This is a genomic window from Faecalibacterium intestinale (assembly GCF_040096575.1).
Lineage (GTDB): Bacteria > Bacillota > Clostridia > Oscillospirales > Ruminococcaceae > Faecalibacterium > Faecalibacterium intestinale.
This window is the reverse complement of record NZ_JBBMEN010000020.1, coordinates 1-24,699: the sequence shown is the minus strand read 5'-3', so window position 1 is coordinate 24,699 and position 24,699 is coordinate 1. Positions and strand designations below refer to the sequence as shown.

Genomic DNA, 24,699 nt, shown 5'->3' with positions numbered 1-24,699 from the left:
CCTCCGTTGCAAATGAAAAAAAGCTCGAATACCTCTATCATACAGCGGATGCGGTCGAAATGCAAGTGATGTATACAAGAATTTCCCTGCTCAGGCAAATTCTTTGCTGGGCACGGCAGGGTAGCCGTAGTAAACAACGTAGTCAAAGGGCACTGCCGGGTCAGCATTCCACTTGCCGGTGCAGCTGCGCACACTGGCGGCAAGGCTTGCCGGGGTAGGCGGAGTGCCGGGGTCTACCTTGTCGGTGCACACGGTGTTCCACACCGCCGCGCCAAAGGCGGCGCAGTTGTGCCATGCCGACCACTTGTCCGCCTTGGCAAGGGCGGCGTTCACAGCTGCCAGCTGCTCCGCGTTCATGGACAGCTGCAGACAGGTCAGGTTGACATAAAAATCCGGGAGATAGTGCGTATTATAGCTTTCGACGTTGTACCACAGCCCGGCGTGCTCCCGGTTGTTGCCCCGGGTGCCCATGGTAATGCTGGTGCCCGGCGCAATGGAAAGCCCGCCCACCGCAAGGTCGGCGTCAGTGTTGTTGGTCACCGCAAGAAACACATGACCGTCAATGTTGACGGGCGTATCCTTTTCCACATAGGTGGTGTAGAGCCGCAGCACCGCCACGGCATCCTCGGCAGGGGCGGTACCGGCGGCGTCTGCCGGGGTCTGCACCGCGCAGGGGGCAAAGCGGTAGGCTGTGCCGTGCTGGGCAAGGAAGGCGTAAGCGTTCCACAGCGAGGTCTCGGTGCCGGTGCGGGCGGTCAGGGTGCGGGGCTCCTTGGCTGTGGGCTGGGCAGCGGGCGCATCCTCGGCATAGGCGGTAAGGCTTATGCACAGCGCAAGGCCGAGGACAAGCAGCAGGCGGGAAAGCTTTTTCATGGGGGATTCCTCCGTATCAGCAATATTTTCTATAAGCTTAAAGCATTCTCTCGGTCAGGTCAAGCCGTTTGTTGCCCTTTACCCCCGGACGCAGTTGTGTTAAAATAAGGTTGCAGCCCGCCCCGCTGTGCAGTAGAGGGGCGCTGTTTTGGTGAATGATAAGAAGGTAAAGACCCATAAGGGGGTAAACTATGCAGCAAACTGCGCACAAGGTCGTTGTCATCGGGCACCGCAACCCGGACACCGACTCCATCTGCTCTGCCATTGCCTATGCAGAGCTGAAAAACAAGACCAGTGATCTGGTCTGTGAAGCCCGGCGTGCGGGCAAGATGAATCAGGAAACAGAATTCGTGCTGAAAAAGTTCGGGGTCACGCCGCCCCGGATGTGCACCGATGTCAACCCTAAAATTCGGGACGTGGATTACCGGCAGATCCCCGGCATCCCCGGCTCTACCAGCCTGCGCAAGGCGTGGGAGATCATGCGCGACCAGAAGATCGACACCCTTGCCGTGACCAGCGAGGAGGACGAACTGCAGGGCGTCATCACGGTGAAGGATATCGCCACCGCCAACATGGACCTGTTCGACACCGGCATCCTTGCCAAGAGCCGCACCAGCTACCGCAATATTCTGGAAACGCTGGGCGCTACCATGGTGGTGGGCAGCGAGGACGCAGTGTGCACCACCGGTCACATCCGCATTGGCACCGCCACCCCAGAAATGCTGGAAAGCAGCATGGAAAAGGGCGATATCGTCATCCTGACCAACCGCTACGAAAGCCAGCTCTGCGCCATCGAGAAGGAAGCTTCTCTCATCATCATCTGCAACGGCGCAAAGGTAGGCCGCACCATCCAGCATATTGCCGCCGAGACCGGCGTAGCCATCATGAGCGCCCCCTGCGATACCTATGCGGCGGCAAAGCTCATCAGTCAGTGTGCACCCATCTCCTATTACATGACCCGGGACAATATCATTAAATTCACCCTCGTCAGCCCGGTGGCAGACGTCACCCGCGTGATGGCAAAGGTGCGCCACCGGTATTTCCCCATTCTGGACGCAGACGGTAAGTACTGCGGCATGATCAGCCGCCGCAACATCATCAACCTGCGCAAGCGCCGCATCATTCTGGTGGACCACAACGAAGCCACACAGGCGGTGGAGGGTTTTGATCAGGCCGAGATCCTGGAGATCATCGACCACCACCGCATCGGCAGTCTGGAGACCAGCGGCCCGGTGTACTTCCGCAACCAGCCGGTGGGCTGCACCGCCACCATCGTCACCCAGATGTACGATGAAAACGGCGTGACCATCCCGCAAAAGACAGCTGGTCTGCTGCTGGCCGCCATCCTGTCGGATACGCTGGTATTCCGCAGCCCCACCTGCACCCCCATCGACGTGAACGCCGCCAACCGTCTGGCGAAAATTGCCGGGGTGGACATCAACGAGTTTGCCAACGAAATGTTTGAAGCCGGCGAAAAGCTGGACGGCAAGACCGCCGAAGAGGTCTTTTTGCAGGACTTCAAGGTGTTCATGTGCGGCGATATCCGCTTTGGCGTGGCGCAGGGCAGCTATATGACCCGTAAGAACCTGACCGCCGCCGAGGCGCTGCTGAAGCCGTATCTCGAGGAAGCACGCAACAAGCAGAACGTGGAAGATATCTATATGCTGCTGACCGACGTGCCCAAGGAGGAGAGCGTGGTCATCTGCAACGGACGCTACGCCGCCGAGGTGCTGTCCGACGGCTTTGAGACCCAGCCCGCCGCCGATGCCAGCTGGACGCTGCCGGGCGTGGTGAGCCGCAAAAAGCAGTTCATCCCCGCCCTGATGACCGCTTATCAGGAGCTTTGAGGGAAAGGAAAGCTTCCTCGCCCTCTCAGTCTCGCTTTGCTCGACAGATTCCCCTTTTTGTCGCTTACGCAACATCTTCCCCCGGTGCGGGGGAAGTCTTTCCTCAAAGGGGGAGCCCTTGGCAAAACCGCAAACGTTGCATGGACTGCCAAAGCCTCTCACTCTGGGAGAGGTGGCATTGCGGAGCAATGACGGAGAGGGCGAGCCCGGTAAAGGTTTAAATGCTATGTTCGACTTTTTAAACAAAAAGGACCGCACCCCGCCCGCACTGCCACAAGGCACGGAGCGGCGGCGCTACATCATCACCGGGCAGGTGCAGGGGGTAGGCTTCCGCTACCGTGCGCGGTACGCCGCACAGACCCTCGGCCTGACCGGCTGGGTGCAGAACGAGGATGACGGCAGCGTGACGCTGGAAGTGCAGGGCGACCCGGACAAATTTCTCACCCTGTTCGCCATGATCCAGAAAAGCGACTATATCCAGATCACCGGCATCCGCCAAAAGGACATCCCGCCCGACCCGTGGGAGCGCGGGTTCTCGGTAAAGGGGTATTAAAAAAGACGATTTGAAATGCGCGCCGCGTGTGCTGTGCGCATAAGCAGCGGAAAAATTATTCTAAATTTGCAATGCCGGAAGATCTGTGGATCTTCCGGCATTGCCTTTTCACGGGGAGGGGCGACCAAAGGGCGTGACTGAGCGGGTACAAGGCGCAAAAAGCCCCGGAGGGCGATTGCTCTCCGGGGAAAGATGTTGATATTATCAGGTCTTGGGGTAGTTGAGGTTCTTGACCTGAATTGCGATTGCAGCATAGCTGCCCTTTTCATTGGTTCTGACAACGACAGCAGCCTTTGCCCACTCGGTGTCGAGCTTCACGTTGCTGTTGGTAGCATCGATTTTGCCAAGCTTCTCAGTAATCAAATTGACAAAGCCGGCCACGAGACCTGCAGTCTTATAGTCTGCCGACAGGGTAACAGTCACATACTGCTCTGCAGGATTGACGCCCTTGACATCAAAATCAACAAGGAGAATGCCAAATGCACTGGTTTCAGCCTTGATTCGAGCATCCAGCAGTTCTGCAGTTTCTTTGTAGAGCTTGCTGTCATTCTTGACCTTGCCATCGTTATCGCACAGCTTTACAGCTTCGGTCTTTGTACCGAGCTGCTTCCGGATCGCTTCTTCCTTCTGTGTGTCTGCGCTGCCGCCACCGCCGGAACAGGCAGTAAACATCAGCATGGCCATTGCGCCTGCAAGCAGCAGAGCGACGATCTTTGAAAGTTTCTTCATAAGGGTATCCCTCCAATCAGCTTTTTGTGGTTATGTTTCTTTTTTCGGAAAGACTTTGCGCAACCGTTGTCGTCTTTCTGCCCTGATTATATCCGACCGGTGACGGTTTTGTCAATCGGAAATATAGCTAAACTTCCTGAAACAGTTTCGTGAAAAAGGATGAAAACAGGTCGGGTTTGTTGCAGTTCTGGTATATTTTCAGGCTGATTTTGTCGACAACTTTTCAAACGCCCTTGTCCCCGCCCCGGCGGCGTGGCTTTGCCGGGCACGGAAATACTTAAATTTGGACATATGTTGTGTCAAACCTCTATTTTGCCTTTTTACACATTTTCACCACGTTTTAGTGGTAAAATCATGTCCAGATTGAAACGAACTCGGAGGAAGTACCCATGCAACACTGTCCCGCCCGCGCGGCACAGCGGCTGGCGGCGGCAGTTCTGGCGCTGGTTTTGCTGCTGTGTGCCTTTTTGCCCCGTGCCCACGCCGCTGAGCTGAAGGAGAAAAACGGCATCCGGCTGCTCAGCTTTGACACCAGCCACATCCTTTCCATCGGCAACCAGACCTCCGGCAAGTGCAGCTTGTACGCACTGCGCTACGCCCGCACCATTCTGGACGGCAAGGTCTGCTCCGGCAGCGGGATGTGGTCAAACGGTGCGGTGTGGTCCGCTGCGGGCTACACGGGGTACGCCGGCACCCGCGCCGAGTGCCTGAAAAAGCTGTACAACGAGCTTGCCGCCGGGCGTCCGGTGATCGTGCACCTGAAAAATACTACGGTCAGCGGGGTAAAGCGCCACGCAAACCGCACCTCTACTTATGAATACCACCTGACCTCCTCCGGCTGGGACGCGGTGAACTACCCCCACATTGCCACCAGCAGCACCTACGGCCACTGGGTGTGCGTGGCGGGCATCTCGCCCACCGCCGACCCGGAAAACCTGACCGAGAGCGATTTCTACGCCCTCGACCCCGCCCGGGTCACCGCCAATGGCCGCCTTGCGGTCACCCGCCTGCTGGACGATACCCTATGGGTGGAAAATTCTCCCCTCAAAGTGCTGGGGTGAAATACGCTCCCAAAGCCCGCCTGCCCGGCGGGCTTTTTTGCGTGCAAAATACCCCCTCAGTCTCGCTGCGCTCGCCAGCTCCCCCAAGGGGACGCCTTTCGTGGTGGTGGGAAACTTTGCGGCAACGCCTAAAGCCGTCCCCTTGGGGAAGGTGGCATCGCCGTAGGCGATGACGGAAGGGGTTCCTCCCGGCGCGCATTCCAAATCGTCCCGCCCTGCCCGGCGGGCTTTTTTGCGCCTTTTTGTGACAAACCCCGCCTGCTGTGGTACAATAAAAGGGTATCGAACCAAGACAGAAAGGACGTTTCCATGCAGCTGTTTGAACTGGTCAGCCCACGGCTGTTCCGCCCGCTGGCGGGGCCCAACCGGGCGTTTTATGCAGAGCTTTTGCTGCTGCTCTGGGAAGAGTGCCGCCATACGGCAGATTACAGCATTTCCCGCGCCGAAGCCGTCTCCCGTGCCGAGGATTATTTTGCCGCGCTGGCAAAGCCGCTGGCGCTGGACGCCGACGGCGCGGGCGATGAGGAGGAGCAGCCTACCCGCGACCCCCACACGCTGGCGGTGGGCTTTCTGCTGCGTCTGCGCCGCACCGGCTGGCTGGAAGAGCAGCCCGGCAGTTATGAGAGCGAGCCCACCCTTGCCTTTATGCCGGAGGTCACCCCGCTGCTGGATGCGCTGGAAGAGATCCTGAACCCCCGGGTGGTCACCTACACCGGCAAGCTGTATAAGGCGTGGCAGCTGCTGGGCAGCATCGGGCAGGAAAAAAGCCCCTACGAGAACGTGCTGCGGGAGGTGGCGGCAGACCTTGAGACTTTGAACAAGTCTCTGCGCGCCCTCAACGCTTCCATCGGGCATTACATCGACCGCCTGACCCATAACCGCACCCCGCAGGAGGTGCTGGAACTGTTCGATCAGTACGAGGAAAAGGTGGTGGCGGCGGCGTACCATCGCTTTAAAACCAGCGATAACCTGTTCAATTACCGCGCTTATCTGGAAGAAGAGCTGGACGACTGCGAGCAGAACCAGCTGCCGCGCTTAGCGCTGGATTACGCCCGGGTGGAGCGCTGCGCCCCCGGCGAAGCTGCACCCCGGGTGCGTGCCCTCATCCAGCAGCAGCGGGACGCGCTGGAAGAGATGAGCACCCTGATGAAGGAGATCGACGCCAGCCATATCCGCTACCGCAAGCGGGCGGTGCAGCGGGCACAGTTTTTGCTGCTGAGCGACCGCTCGGCGCAGGGCAGCGTCACCGCCCTGCTGCGCCGCTATGCGGAGGACATCCGCAGCCCGGAGCAGCTGTTCGAGCCGGACGACGGCCCGGTGGCAGCGCGGCTGCACCTGTACCCGGCGGCAGTGTTCGGCGCAAAGCCGCTGTATCCCCCCGCCGCGCCCCGCACCGAAGCGCCCCTTGCCCCGGTGCGCACCGAACCTCTTGACCCCGACCGGCTGCGGCAGGAGCAGCAGCTGCTGCTGGATTACGCCCGCCTTGCCGTCACCGAGGAAAACGTGGCACTGCTGGCGCAGCAGGCGCTGGCTGCCCGCGGGCAGGTGAACGCTTCCACCCTTGTGGAGGAATACCCGAACGATTTTACAGGCATCATCGGCCTGCACACCTATTCCCAGTCGCCGCACCGGGAGTATGATATCACCCTGACCGGAAACTGGGTGGAGCGCGGCGGCTTCCGGTTTCAGGATTTTGTCCTGACCCGCCGCAAGGAGGTAAACACGGATGGCAACCATTGATCTGCTGGAAGAGACCGCAAACTATCTGCTCAACCACTGCTTTGTGCTGGGCTGTGTAGAGGAACAGCGGGCAAAATATCTGTATATTCAGGATCACCTCAACGAGGTGCGCGCGGTGTTCAAACCCTTGGGCTACGCGGTGCTTTTGTACCCCGCGCCCATGCAGGCGGCGGCGCTGGTCAACGAGCACGAGGGCAGTCAGGCACGGCTGCTCAAGTACGAGAGCATTTTGCTGCTGGTGCTGCGGCTTTTGTACCTGCAAAAGCGGGAAAGCCTTGCCGCCAGCGCGGACGAGGTGCTGGTGACCGTAGAAGAGGTGCAGGCAGAGCTGCAAAAGATGAACCTGCCCCGCAAGCTGGATCAGCAAACGCTGGAAAAGCTCATGCGCACCCTGCGCCGGTACAATCTGGCGCGTTCGGTGGGACGGCTCTCCGGGCTGGACAGCCGCATTGAGGTGTTCCCCACGGTGCTGCTGGCGCTGCCGGATGCCGACCTTGCGGATGCCGCCGCCGAGAGCGCCCGCACCCGCACCGAGCTTGGCCTGTACGAGCGCCCGGAGGGCGCAGACATGGAAGCAGGGGAGGGTGAAGCATGATCGAACTCAAGCGCCTGAAACTCATCAACTGGCACAACTTTGAAAATACCACCTTCGACTGCGCCCGCCTGACCTATATGATCGGCGTGAACGCCGTGGGCAAGACCACCATTCTGGACGCCATCCGCTACTGCCTGACCACGAACCGCAACTTCAATGCGCTGGGCAATAAGAAAAGCGGCCGCACCCTGCAAGGCTCTGTCCACGCCAAGCAGCGCGGCGAAAACGCCTACCGCCGCCCGGGGCATACCGTGGCGTATATCGGGGCGGAGTTCTGGGACAGCGTAAAGCACACCAGCTTTGTCATCGCGGTGCGGGTGGAGTCCGAGGGCCCCATGCAGGAGCTGCACCCCGGCGACCAGACGTGGTATATCTCCGAGGACGGCATCACGCTGGAACAGCTGCCCTTTATCGACCCGCGCACCGGTGCGCCCAGCGCCAAGGAGGACTTCAAGCCCGCCGAAGGGCGGCTCTCCTACACCCGCAGCCCCAGCGAAGCGCGGGACAGAATATGCCGCGCACTGGGCATCGGACGCGCAGCCAGCCCGCTGGGCAAAAAGTTCAACGAGGTGTTCCAGATGGGCACCAGCATGGACGAGATCCCGAACTTCCGGGAGTTTCTGTACCAGTACATCCTGCCCCAGCCGGAGCTGGACTTGGAAGCCTTGCAGGGTGACCGCTTGGAGCTGGAAAACCTGCACGCTGTTCTGGCGGAAGCCCAGACCCGCGCCGATGCGCTGGACGAGATCGTCCGTTTCGGCCGCGAAGCCACCGAAAAACAGACCGAAGCCCTTGTGAACCGGGGCGCCGCCCTGCTGGCGCGGGCTGCTGCCGATGCCGGGGAAAAGGCTGTCTGGCAGGAGCGGGTGGACGCCGGACGCCGCCAGCAGGAAACGCTGCGCACCCGCTACGCTGAGGCAAAAACTGCCGAAGCGGAAGCCCGCCGCGCCTATCTGACCGCCCACAGCGCCGCCGGTGCCAGCGGCGAGGGCCGCGCACTGGATGCCCTCAGCGAGGAGCTGGCACACCGGCAGACCGCATTAGATGCCGCCGCCCGCCGCGCCGACACCGCCGAAAAAGCCGCCGAAAAGACCGGCAACCTGCTGGCAGTGCTGCGCCGCAGCGGCTTTGCCGCTGGGCAGAAGCTGGCAGACCTGACCCCCGACACCCTGCCCGCCCTGACCGACTGGCTGACCGCACAGGAAAAGCCGCTGGAAGAAGCCTATTTTGCCGCCCGGCAGCACACCGCCGCCCTGCAGCGGCAGCAGACCGAAAAGCGCGCCGAGCTGGATGCCGTGTCCGGCGGCAAGTGGGTGTACCCCCACGGCGACGCCGCCACCCGGGTGCGGGACGCCGTGAATGCCGAGCTGAAAAGCCGTGGCATGGAGCCGGATGCCCGCATCTTCTGCGAGCTGCTGAACGTGGAGGACGAGAGCTGGCAGGACTGCGTGGAAGCCTGTCTGGGCGACCGCCGGTTCGATATCCTTGTGCCGCCCGCCCACTACGCCGCCGCAAAGAGCGCTTTTGTGGCGCTGAAAGAGAAAGTCGGCCCCATCAGTCTGCTGGACACCCCGGGTCTGCGCAAGGCCAACCGCCGCGCCGACACTGCTCCCGCCGACAGTCTGGCGGCACAGGTCACCAGCGAAAACCCGCTGGCCGCGCAGTACGCCGACACCATCCTGCGCCGCATCGTCTGCTGCGACACCCCCGACACGCTGGAAAACTACCCCGACAGCGCCACCCGGGACCTTCTGCGTCACCATCCCTTCCGGTTGGAGCGTCTGCGCACCCCGCAGCGCTATATCGGCTTGGAAGCCCGCCGCGCCCGCGCCGGGGCACTGGCAGGGGAGATGAACGCCCTTGCCGAGGAGGTGCGCGCCGCCGCACAGGCAGAGCAGAACCTGAAAGCCGCATACAGCCAGTACCAGACCCTTTTGCGCGGCACCACGCTGGAAGAGCTTGCCGCTTTGTGGGACGCCCGCGCCGCCCTGACCGCCGCCCGCGCGGCGGTGGAGGAACAGGCCGCAAAGCTGGCTGAGTGCCGCGAGAACCCCCTGCTGCAGCAGTTGTACAAGGAGGAAGAGGTGCGCGAAGCCGCATGGGAAGTCGCCCGCACCGCCGTGGAACAGACCGGCGGCGACCTGCGCGTGTGCGAAAAACAGATCACTTCCTGCGAGACCGAGCAGCAAAAAGCGGTGGACACCGCCGAAAAGAGCGCACAGGCCGCAGAGAGTTTCTTTGCCGCCCACCCGCTGGTGGAGCCTCTCTCCCGCAGCCGTCAGCAGGCGCTGACCGGGCCGGATAAATCCCCCCGCGCCGCCGCGCAGGCCGCCGAAAAGGCACAGGCCAAGCTGGACGATGCGCTGACCGTCTACCTGAACAGCACCCTTGAACCGGCGCAGAGAGCCTACAACCAGCGCTATGTCTGTGATTATCCCTTGGGGCTTGCCGGGCTGGAACAGTACCGCGCCCAGCATGAGAGCCTTGTGCGCATCGACCTGGAGCGCTACGCCGCCCGGCTGGAGCAGGCGCAGCGGGACTGCAAGGACCGCTTCCGCAAGGATATCCTGTTCCGCATGAAGGACGATATCTTCAACGCCCGGCGGCAGTTCCGGGAGCTGAACAAGGTCATGGAGCAGCTGACCTACGGCGAGGAAGTCTACCGCTTTGAGCTGGAACCCAGCCGCGACCCGCAGCTGGCGGCGTTCTATCAGGTCATCGTGGATAAGGGCAACCAGCAGATGACCGAGGGCGACTCTCTGGATAACCTTGCCGCTACCGCCGACCCCGCCTACGAGCGTCAGGTGGATGAGCTGATGGAAAAGATCATGGCAGACGTGGACGAGAACACCCGCGCCCGACAGGAGGGACGCACCGCTGCCGGTGTCACCCTTTCGGACTATGTGGACTACCGCACCTATCTGGACTACGATATCAAGGTGACCAATCAGGTCACCGGGCAGCAGGCGTATCTTTCCCGCGTCAGCCGCGATTCCTCCGGCGGCGAGAATCAGGCACCCTTCTATGTGGCCATCTGCGCAAGCCTTTTGCAAATCTACCAGAAGAGCGAAAACAGCATCCGTCTGGTGCTGCTGGACGAGGCGTTCAGTAAAATGACCAGCGACCGCATCCGCCCCATGATGGAACTGTTCCGCCGCCTGCAATTGCAGGTGCTGCTCATCTCCACCGTGGAAAAGAGCACCGCCATCCAGCCCTACTGCGATATCACCTACTCCATCGTCCGCCACGGCGATGCCAACGCCATCGCGCCCTTTGTCCGCGTTGCAGCGGAATGAGGTGCATAGCAGAATAAACAAAAAAGAAGCACGCAGCCGCGTGCTTCTTTTTTGTTTTACGCCTTTCGGTAATGGAACGTCTTATCCTTTGTAAGGAACATCGCCACGGTCACCGCCAGCGCGGCAAGCTCGGCGGCGGTGACAGCCAGCCACACGCCGTCAATGCCCCACAGGGCGGGCAGCAGGAGCAGCGCGGCAAGCTGGAACAGCAGGGTGCGCAGAAAAGAGATGAGAGCACTCGTCACGCCGTCCCCCAGCGCGGTGAAGAAGGAGGACGCATACACGTTGAAGCCCATGATGAGAAAGCTCAGCGCATACAGCCGGAAGGCGCGGTTTGTCAGCGCCAGCAGCTGGGTATCGTAGCCCACAAAGATACGCGCCACAAAGGGGATAAGCACCATGGATACGGCGGTCATGCTCACAGCTACCACGGCGATAAGGCGCAGACTCTTTTGGTACAGGTTATGCACCTCGGCGTGGTTGCGGGCACCGTAATGGAAGCTGACGATGGGCGCGCTGCCCACGGCATAGCCCACGAACACCGCCACGAACAGGAAGGCAGCGTACATGATAACGCCGTAAGCCGCCACGCCGTTTTCGCCGGCAAGCCGCAGCAGCTGGAAGTTATACAGGATATTGACCAGCGACATGGAAAGGTTGGTCATCAGCTCAGAAGAACCGTTGATACAGGCATCCCACAGCACGCGGCCGTAAAACTGTGTTCTGCACAGGTGCAGGCGGCTGGTATTGCCGTGGTCGATAAAGTAGAACACCGGCAGCACGCCGCCCACCAATTGGCTGATGAGGGTGGCAACGGCAGCGCCCTCCACGCCCCAGTGCAGCATACCCACCATCACAACATCCAGCACCATGTTGGTGCAGCCTGCACCAACGGTGAACCAGAAGCCCAAAAGCGGCTTTTCGGCGGTGACGAAAAAGCTTTGGAACATATTTTGCAGCGCAAAGGGCGGCAGCGCCAGCATCAGGATGCGCCCGTAGCGCACGGCGTAGTCCAGCAGTTCTCCCTTTGCGCCCAGCAGCTCGGCGACCGGGCGCAGGAGCAGGATGCCCAGCACGGCCAGCACACTGACCGAGATGAGCGCTGCCAGCAGAAACATGGTAAAATAGCGGTCGGCTTTTTTGGGGCCGCCCTCGCCCAGCGTGATGCCAACGATGGCGCTGCCGCCGGTGCCCAGCATAAAGCCGACAGTGCCCAGCAGCTGCGGCAGCGGCATGATGAGGTTGACCGCCGCAAAGGCCGTCTTGCCCACAAAGTTGGAAACACACAGGCCGTCCACGATGCCGTAGATGGAGGTGAACAGCATGGTGCCGATGCAGGGCAGCACGAACCGCAGCAGGCGGGAATAGGTAAAGTGGTCGGAAAGCTGGATGCGTTGCTTAGACATGAACATTCCTTTCAATAGTTGTTGGGGGCAGGGAAAGCCTTACCCGAAGCTGTACTCCACCAGCTGGCAGTTTTTGATGCCCGCAGCGGCGTATTCCTCGTTGGTCATATCGTAAAAATAGGAGTGCACCACCCGGGCAATGCCGTTGTGCGCTACCAGCAGGTAGGTCTTGCCGGTGTCCGCCTTCAATTCGTCCAGCAGGTTGTAGATGCGCTGCGCCAGCTGCATCATGCTTTCGCCGCCCACATAGCGGTCGGCAAAGTGAGTCTTGGAAATGCGGAACTCCGCACCGTCCCGGGGCGTGCCCTCGTACTTGCCAAAGCACTGCTCCCGCAAGCGGGGCTCGCAGCGGGCGGGCAGACCGGTAGCGGCGGCAATGGCTTTTGCGGTGTCGGCGGCGCGGGAGAGGGGAGAGTACAGAATTTCGTCAATGTGCAGGCCGCTGTCCCGGACAAGCTCACCCAGCTGCCGTGCCTGCTGTTGCCCGCGGGCGGTCAGCGGGCTGTCGGTCATGCCGCAGATCTTATTTTCTACGTTCCATACCGTCTCGCCGTGGCGGGTGAAATAGATATTATGCATAAAATTACTCCTTACAGCTTGTGCAGGGTGCCGTCCGGCAGCAGACAGACGGTGTCCCCCTCGTCGATGCCCAGACGCGTCAGTTCTTTGTCCGGGTAGGGCAGGATGCGGGCAGCCCCGGCGGCATCGGTCAGGGTCACATCGCACAGCACCGGCTGCCCGGCGGGCAGCTCCTCGCAGCCGTACAGCTGCTCGTCAATGCGCAGCACGCGGTATTCCGGCATGGTACAGCCCCTCCTTTGTGTTTTTCCTTATTATATAGCACCCGGGGGCTTTGGTGCAAGGGGGAACGATTTGAAATGGCCACCGCGTGCGCTTTGGCCATGTTCAGCGGAAAAATTATTTTTAATTCGCAATTCTGGAAAATCTGCGGATTTTCCAGAATTGCCTTTTCACGGGAGGGGTCGTAACGGTAAGCAGCTGCCGTTCATCTTTACGACCCCTCTGGTGAAAAAGTGTTCCAGAAACGCCCGCAGGCGTTTCTGGAACACAAATATAAAAATCAAATTCCGCTGATTATGCGCAGAGCGAAGCGGAGCGCATTCTAAATCGTCAAATCGTCCCGCCGCCCGGCGGCTGAGGGCAAAAAAACTCCCCCGCTTGACAGCGGCGCGGAGAAATTGTTACAATACGATTACGACTGCAAACCATGCGGAGGGGTTCATGAATATTACGGAACTGCGGTATCTGGTAGCCATCATGAAATGGGGGTCGGTGTCGGCGGCGGCAAAGCAGCTGTACGCGGCGCAGCCCAATGTCAGCAAGGCGCTGAAAAATCTGGAAGAGGAATACGGGGTGCGCATTTTCGAGCGCTCCTCCACGGGCATGATCCCCACCGAGCAGGGCAAGCGGTTCATCGCGCAGGCGCAGCGGGTGCTGCAGCAGGTGGATGAGCTGAAGCAGGAGGCGCACCAGCAGCGCAGCTGCGCCGAGCTGCGGGTGGTGCTGACCCATGCCACCTACGCTTCCTATGCGGCGGTGGATTTTTTGCAGCAGGCAGCCCGCAGCGAGCAGCTGCGGGCACATATCCGGGAGAGTGGTGCCATTGAAGCCTTGGACTTTGTGCTGCGGCAGGGCTACCACATGGCGCTGCTGCGCTATGCCGCCGAGGACGAGGACTACTACCTGCGCTACTGTCAGCGCCACGGCCTGCGGCAGGAGCCCATCATGGAGTTTTCCTATCTGCTGCTCACCAGTCAGGACAGCCCGCTGGCGCGGCGTCAGGTGCAGAACCTTGACGAACTGAACGATTACATCGAGGTGCTGCACGGCGACACCCATCTGCCCGAGGACGAGAGCACCGCTTCCCGCTGGGAGGTGAACCCCAACCGCCGCATCCATGTGTACGAGCGGTGCAGCCAGTTCTCCATTTTGCAGAATCTGCCCACGGCCTATATGTGGTCGTCTCCCATGCCGCAGCGCGCGCTGGAGCAGTACCATCTGGCGCTGCACGGCTGCCCGGCACAGAAGCAGCAGATGCGGGACGTGCTGGTGTACCCGGAGCGGGAACCCCTGCAGCCGGAGGAGCAGCTGTTTGTGCAGCTGCTGCACAAGCAGGCGGATGCCACCACCAAGGACAGCGGGTGGAAGAAGATTTGAAATGCGCACCGTGTGTGCATATTCAGCGGAAGAATTATTTTATCGCAATTCTCAAAAATAGTGCCTATTAAAACGGCATATTTGCGATATGCAGTTTGCGGATGTTGCTTGTGCATTAAAAACGCAAACTGCTATAAATTTTGGGGTACAGAAACGCCTGCGGGCGTTTCTGTACCCCTTTTTCACGGGAGGGGTCGTAAAGGCAAACGGCAGCTGCCGCGCTTGTTTCCTGCGGAAACAGTCGCGCGGCGGGGAGCGCCCTCGCCCTCTCAGTCACCTTCGGTGACAGCTCTCCCAAAGGGAGAGCCCTTGGCATGGCGGTATAGGTTCCGGTTGAACTGCAAAGTGTGCGGTTTCGCCAGAGCCTCTCCCTTTGGGAGAGGTGGCATTGCGTCAGCAATGACGGAGAGGGCGAGCCCGCTGCCGGGGGGTGCTTTTCGTCCCAAATTCCACGTTTTGGGGAGAAAATCGCAAACGATTAAGCAAAGTGCACAAAAAGGCGGCGCAAAGTTTGGCGGGGGCGGGCTTGACCGTTCCCGGGAGGAAGTTTTTGAGAAACAGAACGACGAATTAAAACGTACTATCGCCACAAAATAAAAGCTTGCGTAAACAAATAAAATAAGCGGCCATATACTTTTTGATATGGGAACCATACCTAAAAAATATTAACACAATTATGAAAAAGGTGTTAACATGAAGCCAGAGATCGGTCATAGCCGCAGTATGGCATAAGCTGTCGGCGGCTGAAATTCAAAAGGAGGTTTCTGGTATGATTAGTTTCTTACTGTGTCTGGCGCTCCTGATCGTAGGCTACTTTGTCTATGGTAAGATCGTGGACAACACGTTCGGACCGGACGACCGCGAAACTCCTGCTGTGCGCATCAACGATGGCGTTGACTACGTTGTGATGCCCCAGTGGAAGCTGTTCCTCGTCCAGCTGCTGAACATTGCAGGTCTGGGCCCCATCTTTGGTGCACTGCAGGGTGCTCTGTGGGGTCCCGTGGTGTTCCTGTGGATCACCTTCGGCACCATCTTTGCCGGCGGCGTACATGACTACTTCTCCGGCATGATGAGCGAGCGCAACGACGGCGCTTCCATCGCTGAGGTCACCGGCCGCTATCTGGGCCCCGTGATGCAGAACATCATGCGTGTGTTCTCTGTGGTGCTGCTGATCATGGTCGGTACCGTGTTCGCTGTCGGCCCCGCAGGTCTGATCGTTACCCTGTGCAAGAACGGCGGTATGTCCGGTGTGATGACCACCACTCTGTTCTGGCTGATCATCATTCTGGTGTACTACTTCATCGCAACCTTTATCTCCATTGATGCCATCATCGGTAAGATCTACCCCCTGTTCGGCATCTGCCTGATCATCATGGCTGTGGGCGTTATCTTTGGTATCTTTACCAACCCCGCCTACACCATCCCCGAGATCTGGGCAAACTTCAGCAATATGCACCCCTCTAACACTCCTATCTGGAGCTTCATGTTCATCACCGTTGCCTGTGGTGCTATCTCCGGTTTCCACTCCACCCAGTCGCCTTTGATGGCTCGCTGCATGAAGAGTGAGAAGCAGGGTCACTTCGTATTCTACGGTGCAATGGTCAGCGAGGGCATCATCGCTCTGATCTGGGCTGCTGCCGGCTGCGCACTGTACACCATCACCGACGGCAAGATGGTCGGTCTGGCCGAGGCTCTGGCTGCCGGTCAGTCTGCCGCTATCTACGACGTCTGCCTCAAGACCATGGGTAAGGTTGGCGTGGCACTGGCTATGATCGGTGTCGTTATCTGCCCCATCACCTCCGGTGATACCGCCTTCCGTTCCGCTCGTCTGACTCTGGCCGACTGGCTCAAGATCGATCAGGACAGCTACGCAAACCGCCTGAAGCTGTGTGTCCCCGTGCTGGGCGTTGGTGCTTTCCTTGGCATCGGCAACGCACTGGGCTTCATCAACTACACCGTCATCTGGCGTTACTTCAGCTGGACCAACCAGACGCTGGCTATGATCGTCCTGTGGGCTGCTTCCATGTACCTGTTCAAGGAGAAGAAGAACTTCTGGATCACCGCCGTGCCTGCTACCTTTATGAGCGCTGTGTCCTGCACCTACTTCGTGCTGGCTCCCGAGTGCCTGGGCAAGATGATCAACACCTATGCGGACGGCAAGCTGGTGGCTTACAACACCGCCGTTGCTTACCCCATCGGCATCGTCTTTGCCATCGCAATGCTGGCTCTGTTCCTCCATGCTACCAAGAAGCACGCTGCTTCTAAGGCATAAGGAACTGACGGCTCCATATTTCCGTAAGTAACCTGCGCCCGCCGCTGCCTGACCGTACAGCGGCGGGCGCTGTTTTTTAAAAATCAAGGCTTGCAATTGCCCCCGTCCCGTGGGAAAATAGGGGCGTAGAATTTAAAGCAAAGAAGGGAACTACCCATGATTTTCAAACCCGCACAGCTGGGCATGGCAAAGCTTGACCCGCAGGAGCTGGAGGCAGACAAAAAAGCCTGCCGGAAGATCGGCCCCTGCGGTGTGGGCAAAAAGGCGCTGTACCTGAACAGCTTTTACATCGACCGCCGCTATTATCTGCCTTACGGCAGCATCACCCGGGTGTTCAAGCGGGTGGCTATGAGCTCCGGCGGTTTTTCCGGCAAGGGCGTGTTTGCCTCCATGGCGTATCTTGTGGTGGAGTACGACGGCGGCAAGCAGAAGCAGTGCAACTTCAAGGACGAGCGGGACGTGGATGCCCTGCTGGCAGTGCTTGCCAAGGAGCAGCCGCAGCTGCATCTGCTGAGCGCCGCCGGAGAGCAGGCGCTGGAGAAAAAGGCTGCAGAAAAGGCCGCCCGCAAGCTGCCGGAGCTTTCCGAGGACGCACAGCACAGCCTTACCGTGCTGCGCCGGGCAAAGGAGTATCTGGACGCAAAGCCGGAGCTTTCTGCGGAGCTGAGCGCTGCCCAGCGCCGCAAGCGTGCGCAGCTGCAAAGCAAACCGGTGTACCGCTATGTGGCGCTGGCCATCTTTGTGCTGGGTGTTGCGGCTGCGGTCTACGGTCTGTATTCCGTGTTCAGCCACACCGGCAGCTACGGTGTGTACTTTGCGCTGTTCGGCTTTGCCGCCATCTTCCTGTTTTCCAGCTACAATATGCTGCCCACCGCCCACAATAACAACAATGCCATCATGAAGCGTGCGGACAAGGCGGAAGCCGCCATGGCAGAGTATGTGAAGCACTACCCCCACGGGGCTTTCCCGGTGAAAAGCTGGTACGCCCACCCCATCGTGCTCAAGCGGATGATGGACGCTATCGAGGAAGGCAACGCCGTCACCGTGCCGGAAGCACTGGATGCGGTGAAGGCGCGCCTGAAGAGCCTGAACGCGGACGTGCAGGTGGAGCAGGAGGAATACGACGAGGTGGTGGTCATCAAGGCCCTGTTCCTCAACCACGATTATCAGTAAAACCTTGTGATGACACAAAGCCGGACAGTCCGTAGACTGTCCGGCTTTGTGCTTTTTCACGGGAAACTTTTCCGTTATACCAAAAGGCGCCCCCTTGAGGGCCGACTTTCCCCGCGCCGGGGGAAGATGTCACCGCAGGTGACAAAAGGGGGAATCTGGCGCATTAGCGCCTGAGGGGGTTTAAATCAGCGTCTCCATCAGCAGCGGGTCGTGGGGATGGGCGTACTTCTGCTTGGCAATCTCGATAAAGGACTGCACCTCCAGCCGGGGCGCGTGGCGCATGGCGGCGATCTCCACCGTCACCGGGGGAAAATCCAGCAGCGGCACCTTGACGATGCCCGGGATCACCGCCGTGGACAGGCAGGGCACGATGGACATGGCAGTACCCATCTGGATCATGATCAGCGCGCCCTCAAAGCTGGGAGAGATCTTGCTGCAATCCACCCCCACCTGCGCCAGCTGCTCCAGCGAGGGTCCCTGACAGGCGGACAGAAAGTTGTCGAACGCACCGGAGGATACCACGCTCTGTCCTTTCAGGTCGGCCAGATGCAGCGCCCGCCGGTCGGCAAGGGGAGAGTTGGGGTTCATCAGCACATGATACCCCAGCGAGAACAGGGGCGTAAAGGAGATATCCCGGTCGCGGGAGTGCTCGGTGGCGTAGAAAAAGCCGATGTCCAGCTGCCCGGAGCGCAGCTGTTCCAGCGGGCGGCGGTTGTCCTGCGGCACAACGTCCACGCAGGCGTTGGGGAACTGGTGCTGAAACTCGGCAAGAATGCTGGAAAAAGTGCCGTAGTCGAACAGCTGCCGCAGACCCACCGTCAGGCGGGAGCGGTCGGCTTCCTGAATATCCTGCGCCTTTTTCAGCGCCTGCCTGCCAAAGCTGGTCATCTGCACCATGTCCAGATAAAAGGACTGCCCGGCGGCGGTCAGCTTGGTGCGGCGGGTGGTGCGCTCAAACAGGTGCAGCCCGGTCTCCTTTTCCAGCGCGTTGATCTGGTAGGTGATGGCGGGCTGGGTGGTGAACAGCCGCTCGGCGGCGGCGCTGAAATTCAGCTCCTCCGCTACGGCAATAAAGCACTCCAACTGGTAAATCGTCATAGAACGGCGCGCCTCCTTGGGTAAAAAAGATGGTCATCTTTATTATACAGGATTGCTGACAGACCGTAAAGAGAAAGTAATTTATAAAGAGATTTGATAAATGAGGATGCAAATTTGTATTTCACACTGGAACGAAACTTTGCTATAATCGTATCAATGTTCAAAATGCACGAAGGAACAGGAAAAACGCAAAAAAGAAGAGAAAAGAAAAAGAAAGGCGAACCTTATGGCTAAGATCTCTCGTCGCAACTTTATGCGCGGTGCCGCTGTGGGCACCATGGGCGCAGCTGCTGCCGGTCTGCTGACCGCCTGCGGCAACTCCGCTTCCAGCACCACCAGTGCTCCCGCTTCCTCCGCAGCTTCCTCTGCTGCTTCCTCCGCTGTGACCAAGCCCTCCTCCCCGGTAGACGGCAAGTACGTCACCAAGGCTATGGGTCACGAAAGCTGGGTGCACGTAGCTACCACCTTCTTTGACGGCAAGATCACTGCCTGTGAGGTGCTGTCTCACGAGGAGACCATCGGCATCGGCAACTATGCCTGCTCCCGCATCCCTGCCGCCATCGTCGAGCACCAGAGCGTCAACGTGCCCAACCTGCGCGGCTCCTCCATCACCTCCATGGCTGTCAAGGCAGCTGTGAAGGAGGCCATCGAGCTGGCCGGCTATAACGTGGACGACTTCTCCAAGGAAGTCACCATTGCAGCTTCCAACGAGGTCATCGAGGAAGAGGCCGATGTCGTCATCATGGGTGCCGGCACCTCCGGTCTGACCTGCGCCTGCCGCCTGCTGGAGGCCGGCTACAGCGTCATTCTGGTGGAGAAGCGCGATATCCCCGGCGGCTCCATGTCCATGACCTACGGCGGCGTTGCCACCGCAGGCTCCAAGCTGCAGTACAACTACGATGTGGACGGCAGCTTCCGCAGCTCCGCCATGGGCACGCTGGAGGGCATGATGAACTTCTGGCAGACCATGGAGAAGTACCACCGCACCGAGTTCTTCAACGGTGAAATGCCCTACATGACCAAGCAGTACACCGTCGCCGGCGATCTGGTGGACTGGATGGCAGGCATCGGCATCGGCTTCAACACCATGGGCAACTACGAAAGCGCTACCCAGTACGGCGCTTCCACCCCGTATCTGGCACCCGGCTGCTACGAGGGCGGCGCAGGCTACGCTATGATGTTCATGGCACAGCGCGTGGAAAAGTACGAGAAGGGCAAGATCATCTACTCCACCAGCGTCACCGACCTGATCAAGGACGAGAGCGGCCGTGTTGTGGGCTTCCACGCCAAGGGCGAGAACGGCGCAAGCTACACCCTGCGCGGCAAGGCTGTCTGCCTTGCTTCCGGCGGCTTTGCCAAGAACCCCGAAATGCTGAAGAAGTACAGCCCCGACTACGCCGACTTCTTCTTCAACTGCGCTTCCAGCATGACCGGCGAGGGCATCCAGATGGGTATCGACGCCGGCGGCTATGTGGAGTGCGAAAACCGCGCTCTGCCCGCCTTCCTGTCCAGCTACAAGAGCAAGTTCGAGCTGGCCTTCATCCACCAGTCTGCCCCCGGCATCATGGTCAACATCAAGGGCGACAACATCGGCAACATCGTCTCCGATAACCACTACACCATGGCCAAGGCAAAGCTGAACAAGGACAACGGTGATACCTTCTACTATGTGTTCGACGAGTCCTCTGCCGTCAAGCTGCGCGACAGCGAGTCCTACGGCTTCAACGGCTACGTTGCCATGTTCGAGAAGGGCGAGGCTGTGCACTACGACAGCGTGGAGAAGGCTTCCGAGGAGCTGAACCTGCCCAATCTGGCAGACGCCATCGAGGCAAACAACGCCGCCGCTCTGGCTGGCGAGCCCGATGAGTTCGGCCGCCGCAACTGCCCCTACATCGAGACCCGCGACGGTCTGTGGGCCATCCGTGTTGACCCCACCTTCTACCTGACCACCGCAGGTCTGGCCATCGACACCGATTGCCACGTCCTGACCGAGGACAAGAAGGCCATCCCCGGCCTGTACGCTGCCGGCGACGTCTGCGGCTCCATCGAGGAGAAGGACGCCAAGCAGTACGGCATGGGCTTCGACGCCGCTCTGACCTACGGCTACATCATGGGCGAGACCCTGAAAAAGGAGATCTGAGCTGCGCTCTGATCCCCTGACAAAAGCATAAACAAAGGGCTGCTGCACAAACCGTGCAGCAGCCCTTTTGCGTGCAGGAGCGAGAGTTTGCGCCCTGTTCAGAAACGACACAGTGTCGTGCAAAGTGCCCTTGACATCCCTGCCGAAACTGGGTATACTTGAAATGGAAAAGGTGCTGACTGCAATGGCCAGCTCCCAACCGGTTCAGTTAATCATAAGAATGACCGCCACGGTTTGGTAGACAGGGGCGGTCATTTCTTATTGTTGTGGATCTCCTGAAAGATCGCCCATGAGATCGTAAACGTGACCCCGACTGTCCCTCCGATCAGGATGAACAGTTGAAAGACGTTGTCCATCGTCATGCAGCATCCCCCCTTTCGCGTTTGCGTCCGGGGGAACAAAACAATAAGGTTTCACAGCCCCCGGAAGCTTGCCGGAGGAAGCTAGACCACCTTTATGCAATCAGCACCAGTTCACCGCCCTTGGGCGGTGTTTTTATTGTAGCATATTTTTGCAGGCAATACAATCAAGAGCTTCAGCTCAGTCCGCTGAAAACTACAAAAAGCTTGCCCGCAGCGCGACTGCTTCCGCAGGAAACAAGCGCGGCAAATGCAGTTTGCCTTTATGTCCCCTCCCGTGAAAAAAGGGATACCGGAGCGTCCGCAGACGCTCCGGTATCCCGAAATTAAAAATCATTCTTCCGCTGAATATGCGCAAAGCACACGCGGCGCGCATTCCAAATCGCTCTCTTACACCGCCGCGGGCTTGCGGAAGATGGCCATTGCACGCTTGTAGCACTTGGCGAAATAGGCGATCTCTGCCAGCGCGGTCAGTATCCAGCTGCACGGGTACAGCAGGTACAGCGCCGGGATGGTGTGGAAGTGGGCAAAGATGGTGTACACCCAGATCACCCGGAACACGCAGGAGCCCAGCACCACGATGACGGTGGGCACCACCGTCTTGCCCAGCCCGCGGGAGGCGGCGATGGTGCAGTCCATAAAGGCGGAGACGCAGTAGGCAAAGGCCATCACAGCCACCCGCTTCATGCCGGCGTCGATAACGGCGGCTTCGGTGGTGAACAGCGCTAAGAAGGCCGGCCCGCAGAAGAACAGCGCCGCGCCCAGCACAAGCCCCACGCCGAAGGAGTAGCCCAGACTGATGAAGTAGCTCTTCTTCACCCGGTCAGGCCGTCCCGCGCCGTAGTTCTGGCTCATAAAGCTGGCGCAGGCCATGTAGAAGGCCGCCATGCAATCATAAATCAGGCCGTCTGCATTGGCGGCGGCGCTGTTGCCCTTGACCATCAAAGAGTCAAAGGAGTTGACACCCGCCTGAATGAACAGGTTGGCAATGGCAAAAATAGCGTTCTGCAGCCCGGCGGGCACACCCAGCGCAAGGATGCTCTTGGCTTGCACCGGGTCCAGCTGCAATTTGTGCGGGTCCAGCGCGTAGCAGTCCTGCACCCGGGTCAGCGCCCGCAGGATCAGAAATGCCGAAACGCATTGGCTGATGGCACTGGCCAGCGCCACGCCTACCACGCTCAGATCGCACACGATAACAAAGAACAGGTTCAGCAGAATGTTCAGCGCACCGGCAATAGAAAGGTAGAGCAGCGGCTTTTTGGTGTCGCCGATGGAGCTGAACACCGCGTTGCCGAAGTTGTACAGCGCCAGCGCCGGCATACCCAGAAAATACACCCGCAGATACAAGATCGCGCCGGGCAGCAGATCCTCCTTGGTGTTCAGCAGCCGCAGCATGGCGGGGGAGCCCAGCAGACCGATGAGCAGCAACGCCACACCGGCAATGGCGCTGATGATGGCCGCCGAGTGGACGGTCTTTTCCACGTCCTTGGGATGGCGCGCGCCGTAAAAACGCGCCACCAGCACATTGATGCCGTTGCTCAGACCGATGAGAAAGCCGGTGAACAGGGTCACCAGCGTGCTGGTGGAGCCCACAGCGCCCAGCGCCGTGGAACCGGCAAAGCGCCCCACCACCGCCACGTCCGACATATTGAACAGCACCTGCAGCAGGTTGGAAAGCGCCAGCGGCAGACTGACCAGAAAGATCTGCTTGGCCAGAGGGCCTTCCGTCAGCGTATTCGTTTGAGAACTCATACTCTTTATTTCCTTTATCCTATACACTCCTAAACCGTACCCGCGCACACCGGGGCACAGCCTCTATTATAAGGCACTGTGCTGCTTTTGCAAGATGGATTCGATAAAATAAATAAAAAGGACTGCTGCACAAAACCTGTGCAGCAGTCCTTGGTGCGACCGGGAGGATTCGAACCTCTGGCCTTCCGGGTCGGAGCCGAACGCTCTATCCAGCTGAGCTACGATCGCAAATGCCGTACCCCTTTGGTGGGTACAACACAGTATAACACATCAGAATGCAAAATGCAAACGAAAATCGTCAACCCTTCCGGTTTCGCAGCCAGATGCGGTGCAGGCCGTCGGTGATCAGGGTCTCGCGGTAGTGGATGGGGGTGCGGCAGGCCTCCCGGATGGAGCGGGGCAGGTCGCCGGTGGCGTAAAAGGCGGTCTGTGCACCCAATTCGGCGCAGAAGCGGTCGGCCAGACCGTCCAGCAGGCTGGCCGTGCCCAGCACAAAGCCATTCTGTAAACAGGCCGCGGTGCTCTTGCCCAGCACCGAGTCCGAAGCGCGGGCTGCAGGGTCGATCTGGGGCAGCTGCGCGGTCTTTTGCACCAGCGCATTCATGGAAAGCTGCGGCCCGGGCAGGATCACGCCGCCCACAAGCTCCTGCTTGGCGTTCACTGCCATCAGGGAGATGGCCGTGTCTGCCGAGATGACCACCAGCGGCCCGGGGCACTCTGCCAGCGCCGCCACCGCGCCGCACAGCAGCTCTGCGCCCAGCTGCGCGGGGTTGTCCAGCCGCAGTTTGATGCCACTTTTCAGCCCCGGTCCCACGGTCAGGATACGCGCCTTGCATAAAAGCTGTAAAGCCGCCAGCACCCGCCCGCTGAGCATGGGCACCACACTGCCCAGAATGCCGCCCTCGATCTGCGCCGGGGATGCCTCGTACAGCTGTAACAGATTCACCAGCCGGATGGCGTATTCCTCCACCGTGGCAGCGGGGTCGGAGTGCAGCCGCCCGCAGAAGATAAGGGTATCTTGTTCGTAGCCGCCCACGGTGATGTGGGTGTTGCCGATATTGACGGTGAGGATCATGGGTCAGGGCTCCTTTCGCAGCGCTCTATAATGTATATAATATATAATAGCGCACCCGCCGCCGATACGCAAGGCTTTTGGTGGGGGGGGTGTGGAGAGGACGCCGCCGGAAAAACTCCCCCAGTCATCGCTGCGCGATGCCAGCCCCCTCAAGGATGGGGCCCTTGGCATAACAGTACAGTTTCCGGTGTAAGCGTAAAGTTTCCGGTTATGCCAGAGGCTCCCTCTCCGAGGGAGCTGGCAAAGCCGTCAGGCTTTGACTGAGGGAGTTAAGCCCCCGCGCAAAGAAATTGGAAAAAACTTGTCAAAAAGTGTTGACAAGCGCCCCGGGGTGTGGTATTATACTTGAGCGCCAAGCGCTGAGACAAAAGAATGACTTCTGAAAGCTCAGCAGGAAGCCCTTGAAAAGAACCAATAGACGCTGAAAAACACCAGTTGACACTGAGATGTACGAAGCGCTCCAAGTTCAGAAAAGTTCAAAAGCTTCTCAAAAAAGTGCTTGACAAAAAACCGCTTCTGTGGTAAAATAATCAAGTCGTCAGCCGCAAGGCT

The 24,699-nt window shown here is 59.5% G+C and carries 18 protein-coding genes and 1 tRNA gene; 10 read left to right on the top strand and 9 right to left on the bottom strand.

The genetic code is table 11. From position 1 onward, the window contains the following. Positions 1–90: 90 nt before the first annotated feature. A complete protein-coding gene (locus WMO20_RS11505; RefSeq protein WP_112091483.1) occupies positions 91–873 on the bottom strand; it encodes a hypothetical protein in 783 nt (260 codons plus the stop codon). Positions 874–1,064: 191 nt separating this feature from the next. On the opposite strand from WMO20_RS11505, the gene WMO20_RS11500 reads away from it, so the two are divergent. Both WMO20_RS11500 and WMO20_RS11495 read left to right on the top strand, forming a co-directional pair. Beyond that, on the top strand, positions 1,065–2,720 hold the full coding sequence (locus WMO20_RS11500) for a putative manganese-dependent inorganic diphosphatase (protein ID WP_349186928.1): 1,656 nt from the start codon (positions 1,065–1,067) through the stop codon (positions 2,718–2,720). A 226-nt stretch (positions 2,721–2,946) separates the two neighbouring features. After that, positions 2,947–3,273, top strand: a complete 327-nt coding sequence (locus WMO20_RS11495; protein WP_349186927.1) for an acylphosphatase — start codon at positions 2,947–2,949, stop codon at positions 3,271–3,273. Positions 3,274–3,477: 204 nt separating this feature from the next. Here WMO20_RS11495 and WMO20_RS11490 read toward each other — a convergent pair whose 3' ends face one another. Beyond that, complete coding sequence (locus tag WMO20_RS11490; RefSeq protein WP_349186926.1) at positions 3,478–4,002, bottom strand: hypothetical protein; 525 nt, start codon at positions 4,000–4,002, stop codon at positions 3,478–3,480. A gap of 389 nt (positions 4,003–4,391) precedes the next feature. Here WMO20_RS11490 and WMO20_RS11485 point away from each other — a divergent pair, with 389 nt between their 5' ends. From WMO20_RS11485 to WMO20_RS11470, 4 genes are all read left to right on the top strand, one after another. Further along, positions 4,392–5,063, top strand: coding sequence for a hypothetical protein (locus tag WMO20_RS11485; protein WP_112091487.1), 672 nt, complete (start codon positions 4,392–4,394; stop codon positions 5,061–5,063). A 309-nt stretch (positions 5,064–5,372) separates the two neighbouring features. Next, positions 5,373–6,803, top strand: coding sequence for a Wadjet anti-phage system protein JetA family protein (locus WMO20_RS11480; protein WP_349186925.1), 1,431 nt, complete (start codon positions 5,373–5,375; stop codon positions 6,801–6,803). Next, entirely contained in the window at positions 6,790–7,398 is a 609-nt protein-coding gene (locus tag WMO20_RS11475; RefSeq protein ID WP_349186924.1) for a DUF4194 domain-containing protein, read from the top strand. The genes WMO20_RS11480 and WMO20_RS11475 overlap by 14 nt, the downstream gene beginning before the upstream one ends. Continuing rightward, entirely contained in the window at positions 7,395–10,694 is a 3,300-nt protein-coding gene (locus tag WMO20_RS11470) for an ATP-binding protein (RefSeq protein WP_349186923.1), read from the top strand. Before WMO20_RS11475 ends, WMO20_RS11470 begins: the two co-directional genes overlap by 4 nt. A 56-nt stretch (positions 10,695–10,750) precedes the next feature. Here the strand turns inward: WMO20_RS11470 and WMO20_RS11465 are convergent, their stop codons facing one another. From WMO20_RS11465 to WMO20_RS11455, 3 genes are read right to left on the bottom strand one after another with little or no spacing between them, the layout of a single operon-like run. Next, positions 10,751–12,100: an MATE family efflux transporter gene (locus WMO20_RS11465; RefSeq protein WP_349186922.1), complete on the bottom strand. Its 1,350-nt coding sequence runs from the start codon at positions 12,098–12,100 to the stop codon at positions 10,751–10,753. 39 nt (positions 12,101–12,139) lie between these two features. Continuing rightward, complete coding sequence (locus WMO20_RS11460; protein ID WP_349186921.1) at positions 12,140–12,679, bottom strand: histidine phosphatase family protein; 540 nt, start codon at positions 12,677–12,679, stop codon at positions 12,140–12,142. Positions 12,680–12,690: 11 nt separating this feature from the next. Continuing rightward, positions 12,691–12,903, bottom strand: coding sequence for a hypothetical protein (locus tag WMO20_RS11455; RefSeq protein WP_112091492.1), 213 nt, complete (start codon positions 12,901–12,903; stop codon positions 12,691–12,693). Positions 12,904–13,342: 439 nt separating this feature from the next. Between WMO20_RS11455 and WMO20_RS11450 the strand changes: the two genes are divergently transcribed. The 3 genes from WMO20_RS11450 to WMO20_RS11440 all read left to right on the top strand — a co-directional run bounded on the left by WMO20_RS11450 (position 13,343) and on the right by WMO20_RS11440 (position 17,723). Then, the gene (locus WMO20_RS11450; protein ID WP_349186919.1) at positions 13,343–14,278 is read left to right on the top strand and encodes a LysR family transcriptional regulator; all 936 of its coding nucleotides are present in this window, start codon (positions 13,343–13,345) and stop codon (positions 14,276–14,278) included. Positions 14,279–15,047: 769 nt separating this feature from the next. Next, entirely contained in the window at positions 15,048–16,550 is a 1,503-nt protein-coding gene (locus WMO20_RS11445) for a carbon starvation CstA family protein (RefSeq protein ID WP_349186918.1), read from the top strand. Positions 16,551–16,706: 156 nt separating this feature from the next. Next, positions 16,707–17,723: an ATPase P gene (locus tag WMO20_RS11440; RefSeq protein WP_349186917.1), complete on the top strand. Its 1,017-nt coding sequence runs from the start codon at positions 16,707–16,709 to the stop codon at positions 17,721–17,723. Positions 17,724–17,903: 180 nt separating this feature from the next. On the opposite strand, the gene WMO20_RS11435 is transcribed toward WMO20_RS11440, so the two are convergent. After that, complete coding sequence (locus WMO20_RS11435) at positions 17,904–18,821, bottom strand: LysR family transcriptional regulator (protein WP_242983252.1); 918 nt, start codon at positions 18,819–18,821, stop codon at positions 17,904–17,906. Between the two features lie 226 nt (positions 18,822–19,047). Here WMO20_RS11435 and WMO20_RS11430 point away from each other — a divergent pair, with 226 nt between their 5' ends. Then, positions 19,048–20,961 carry an FAD-dependent oxidoreductase gene (locus WMO20_RS11430; RefSeq protein ID WP_112091497.1) on the top strand — a complete coding sequence of 638 codons (1,914 nt, stop codon included), beginning with the start codon at positions 19,048–19,050 and terminating at the stop codon, positions 20,959–20,961. Between the two features lie 749 nt (positions 20,962–21,710). On the opposite strand, the gene WMO20_RS11425 is transcribed toward WMO20_RS11430, so the two are convergent. The 3 genes from WMO20_RS11425 to WMO20_RS11415 form a co-directional block, all read right to left on the bottom strand. Further along, positions 21,711–23,072 (bottom strand): MATE family efflux transporter, encoded by a 1,362-nt coding sequence (locus WMO20_RS11425; protein WP_349186916.1) that lies wholly within the window; start codon positions 23,070–23,072, stop codon positions 21,711–21,713. Positions 23,073–23,223: 151 nt separating this feature from the next. After that, positions 23,224–23,300: transfer RNA gene (locus WMO20_RS11420), tRNA-Arg, on the bottom strand. A gap of 70 nt (positions 23,301–23,370) precedes the next feature. Next, positions 23,371–24,147 carry a type III pantothenate kinase gene (locus tag WMO20_RS11415; RefSeq protein WP_349186915.1) on the bottom strand — a complete coding sequence of 259 codons (777 nt, stop codon included), beginning with the start codon at positions 24,145–24,147 and terminating at the stop codon, positions 23,371–23,373. Positions 24,148–24,699 lie beyond the last annotated feature (552 nt).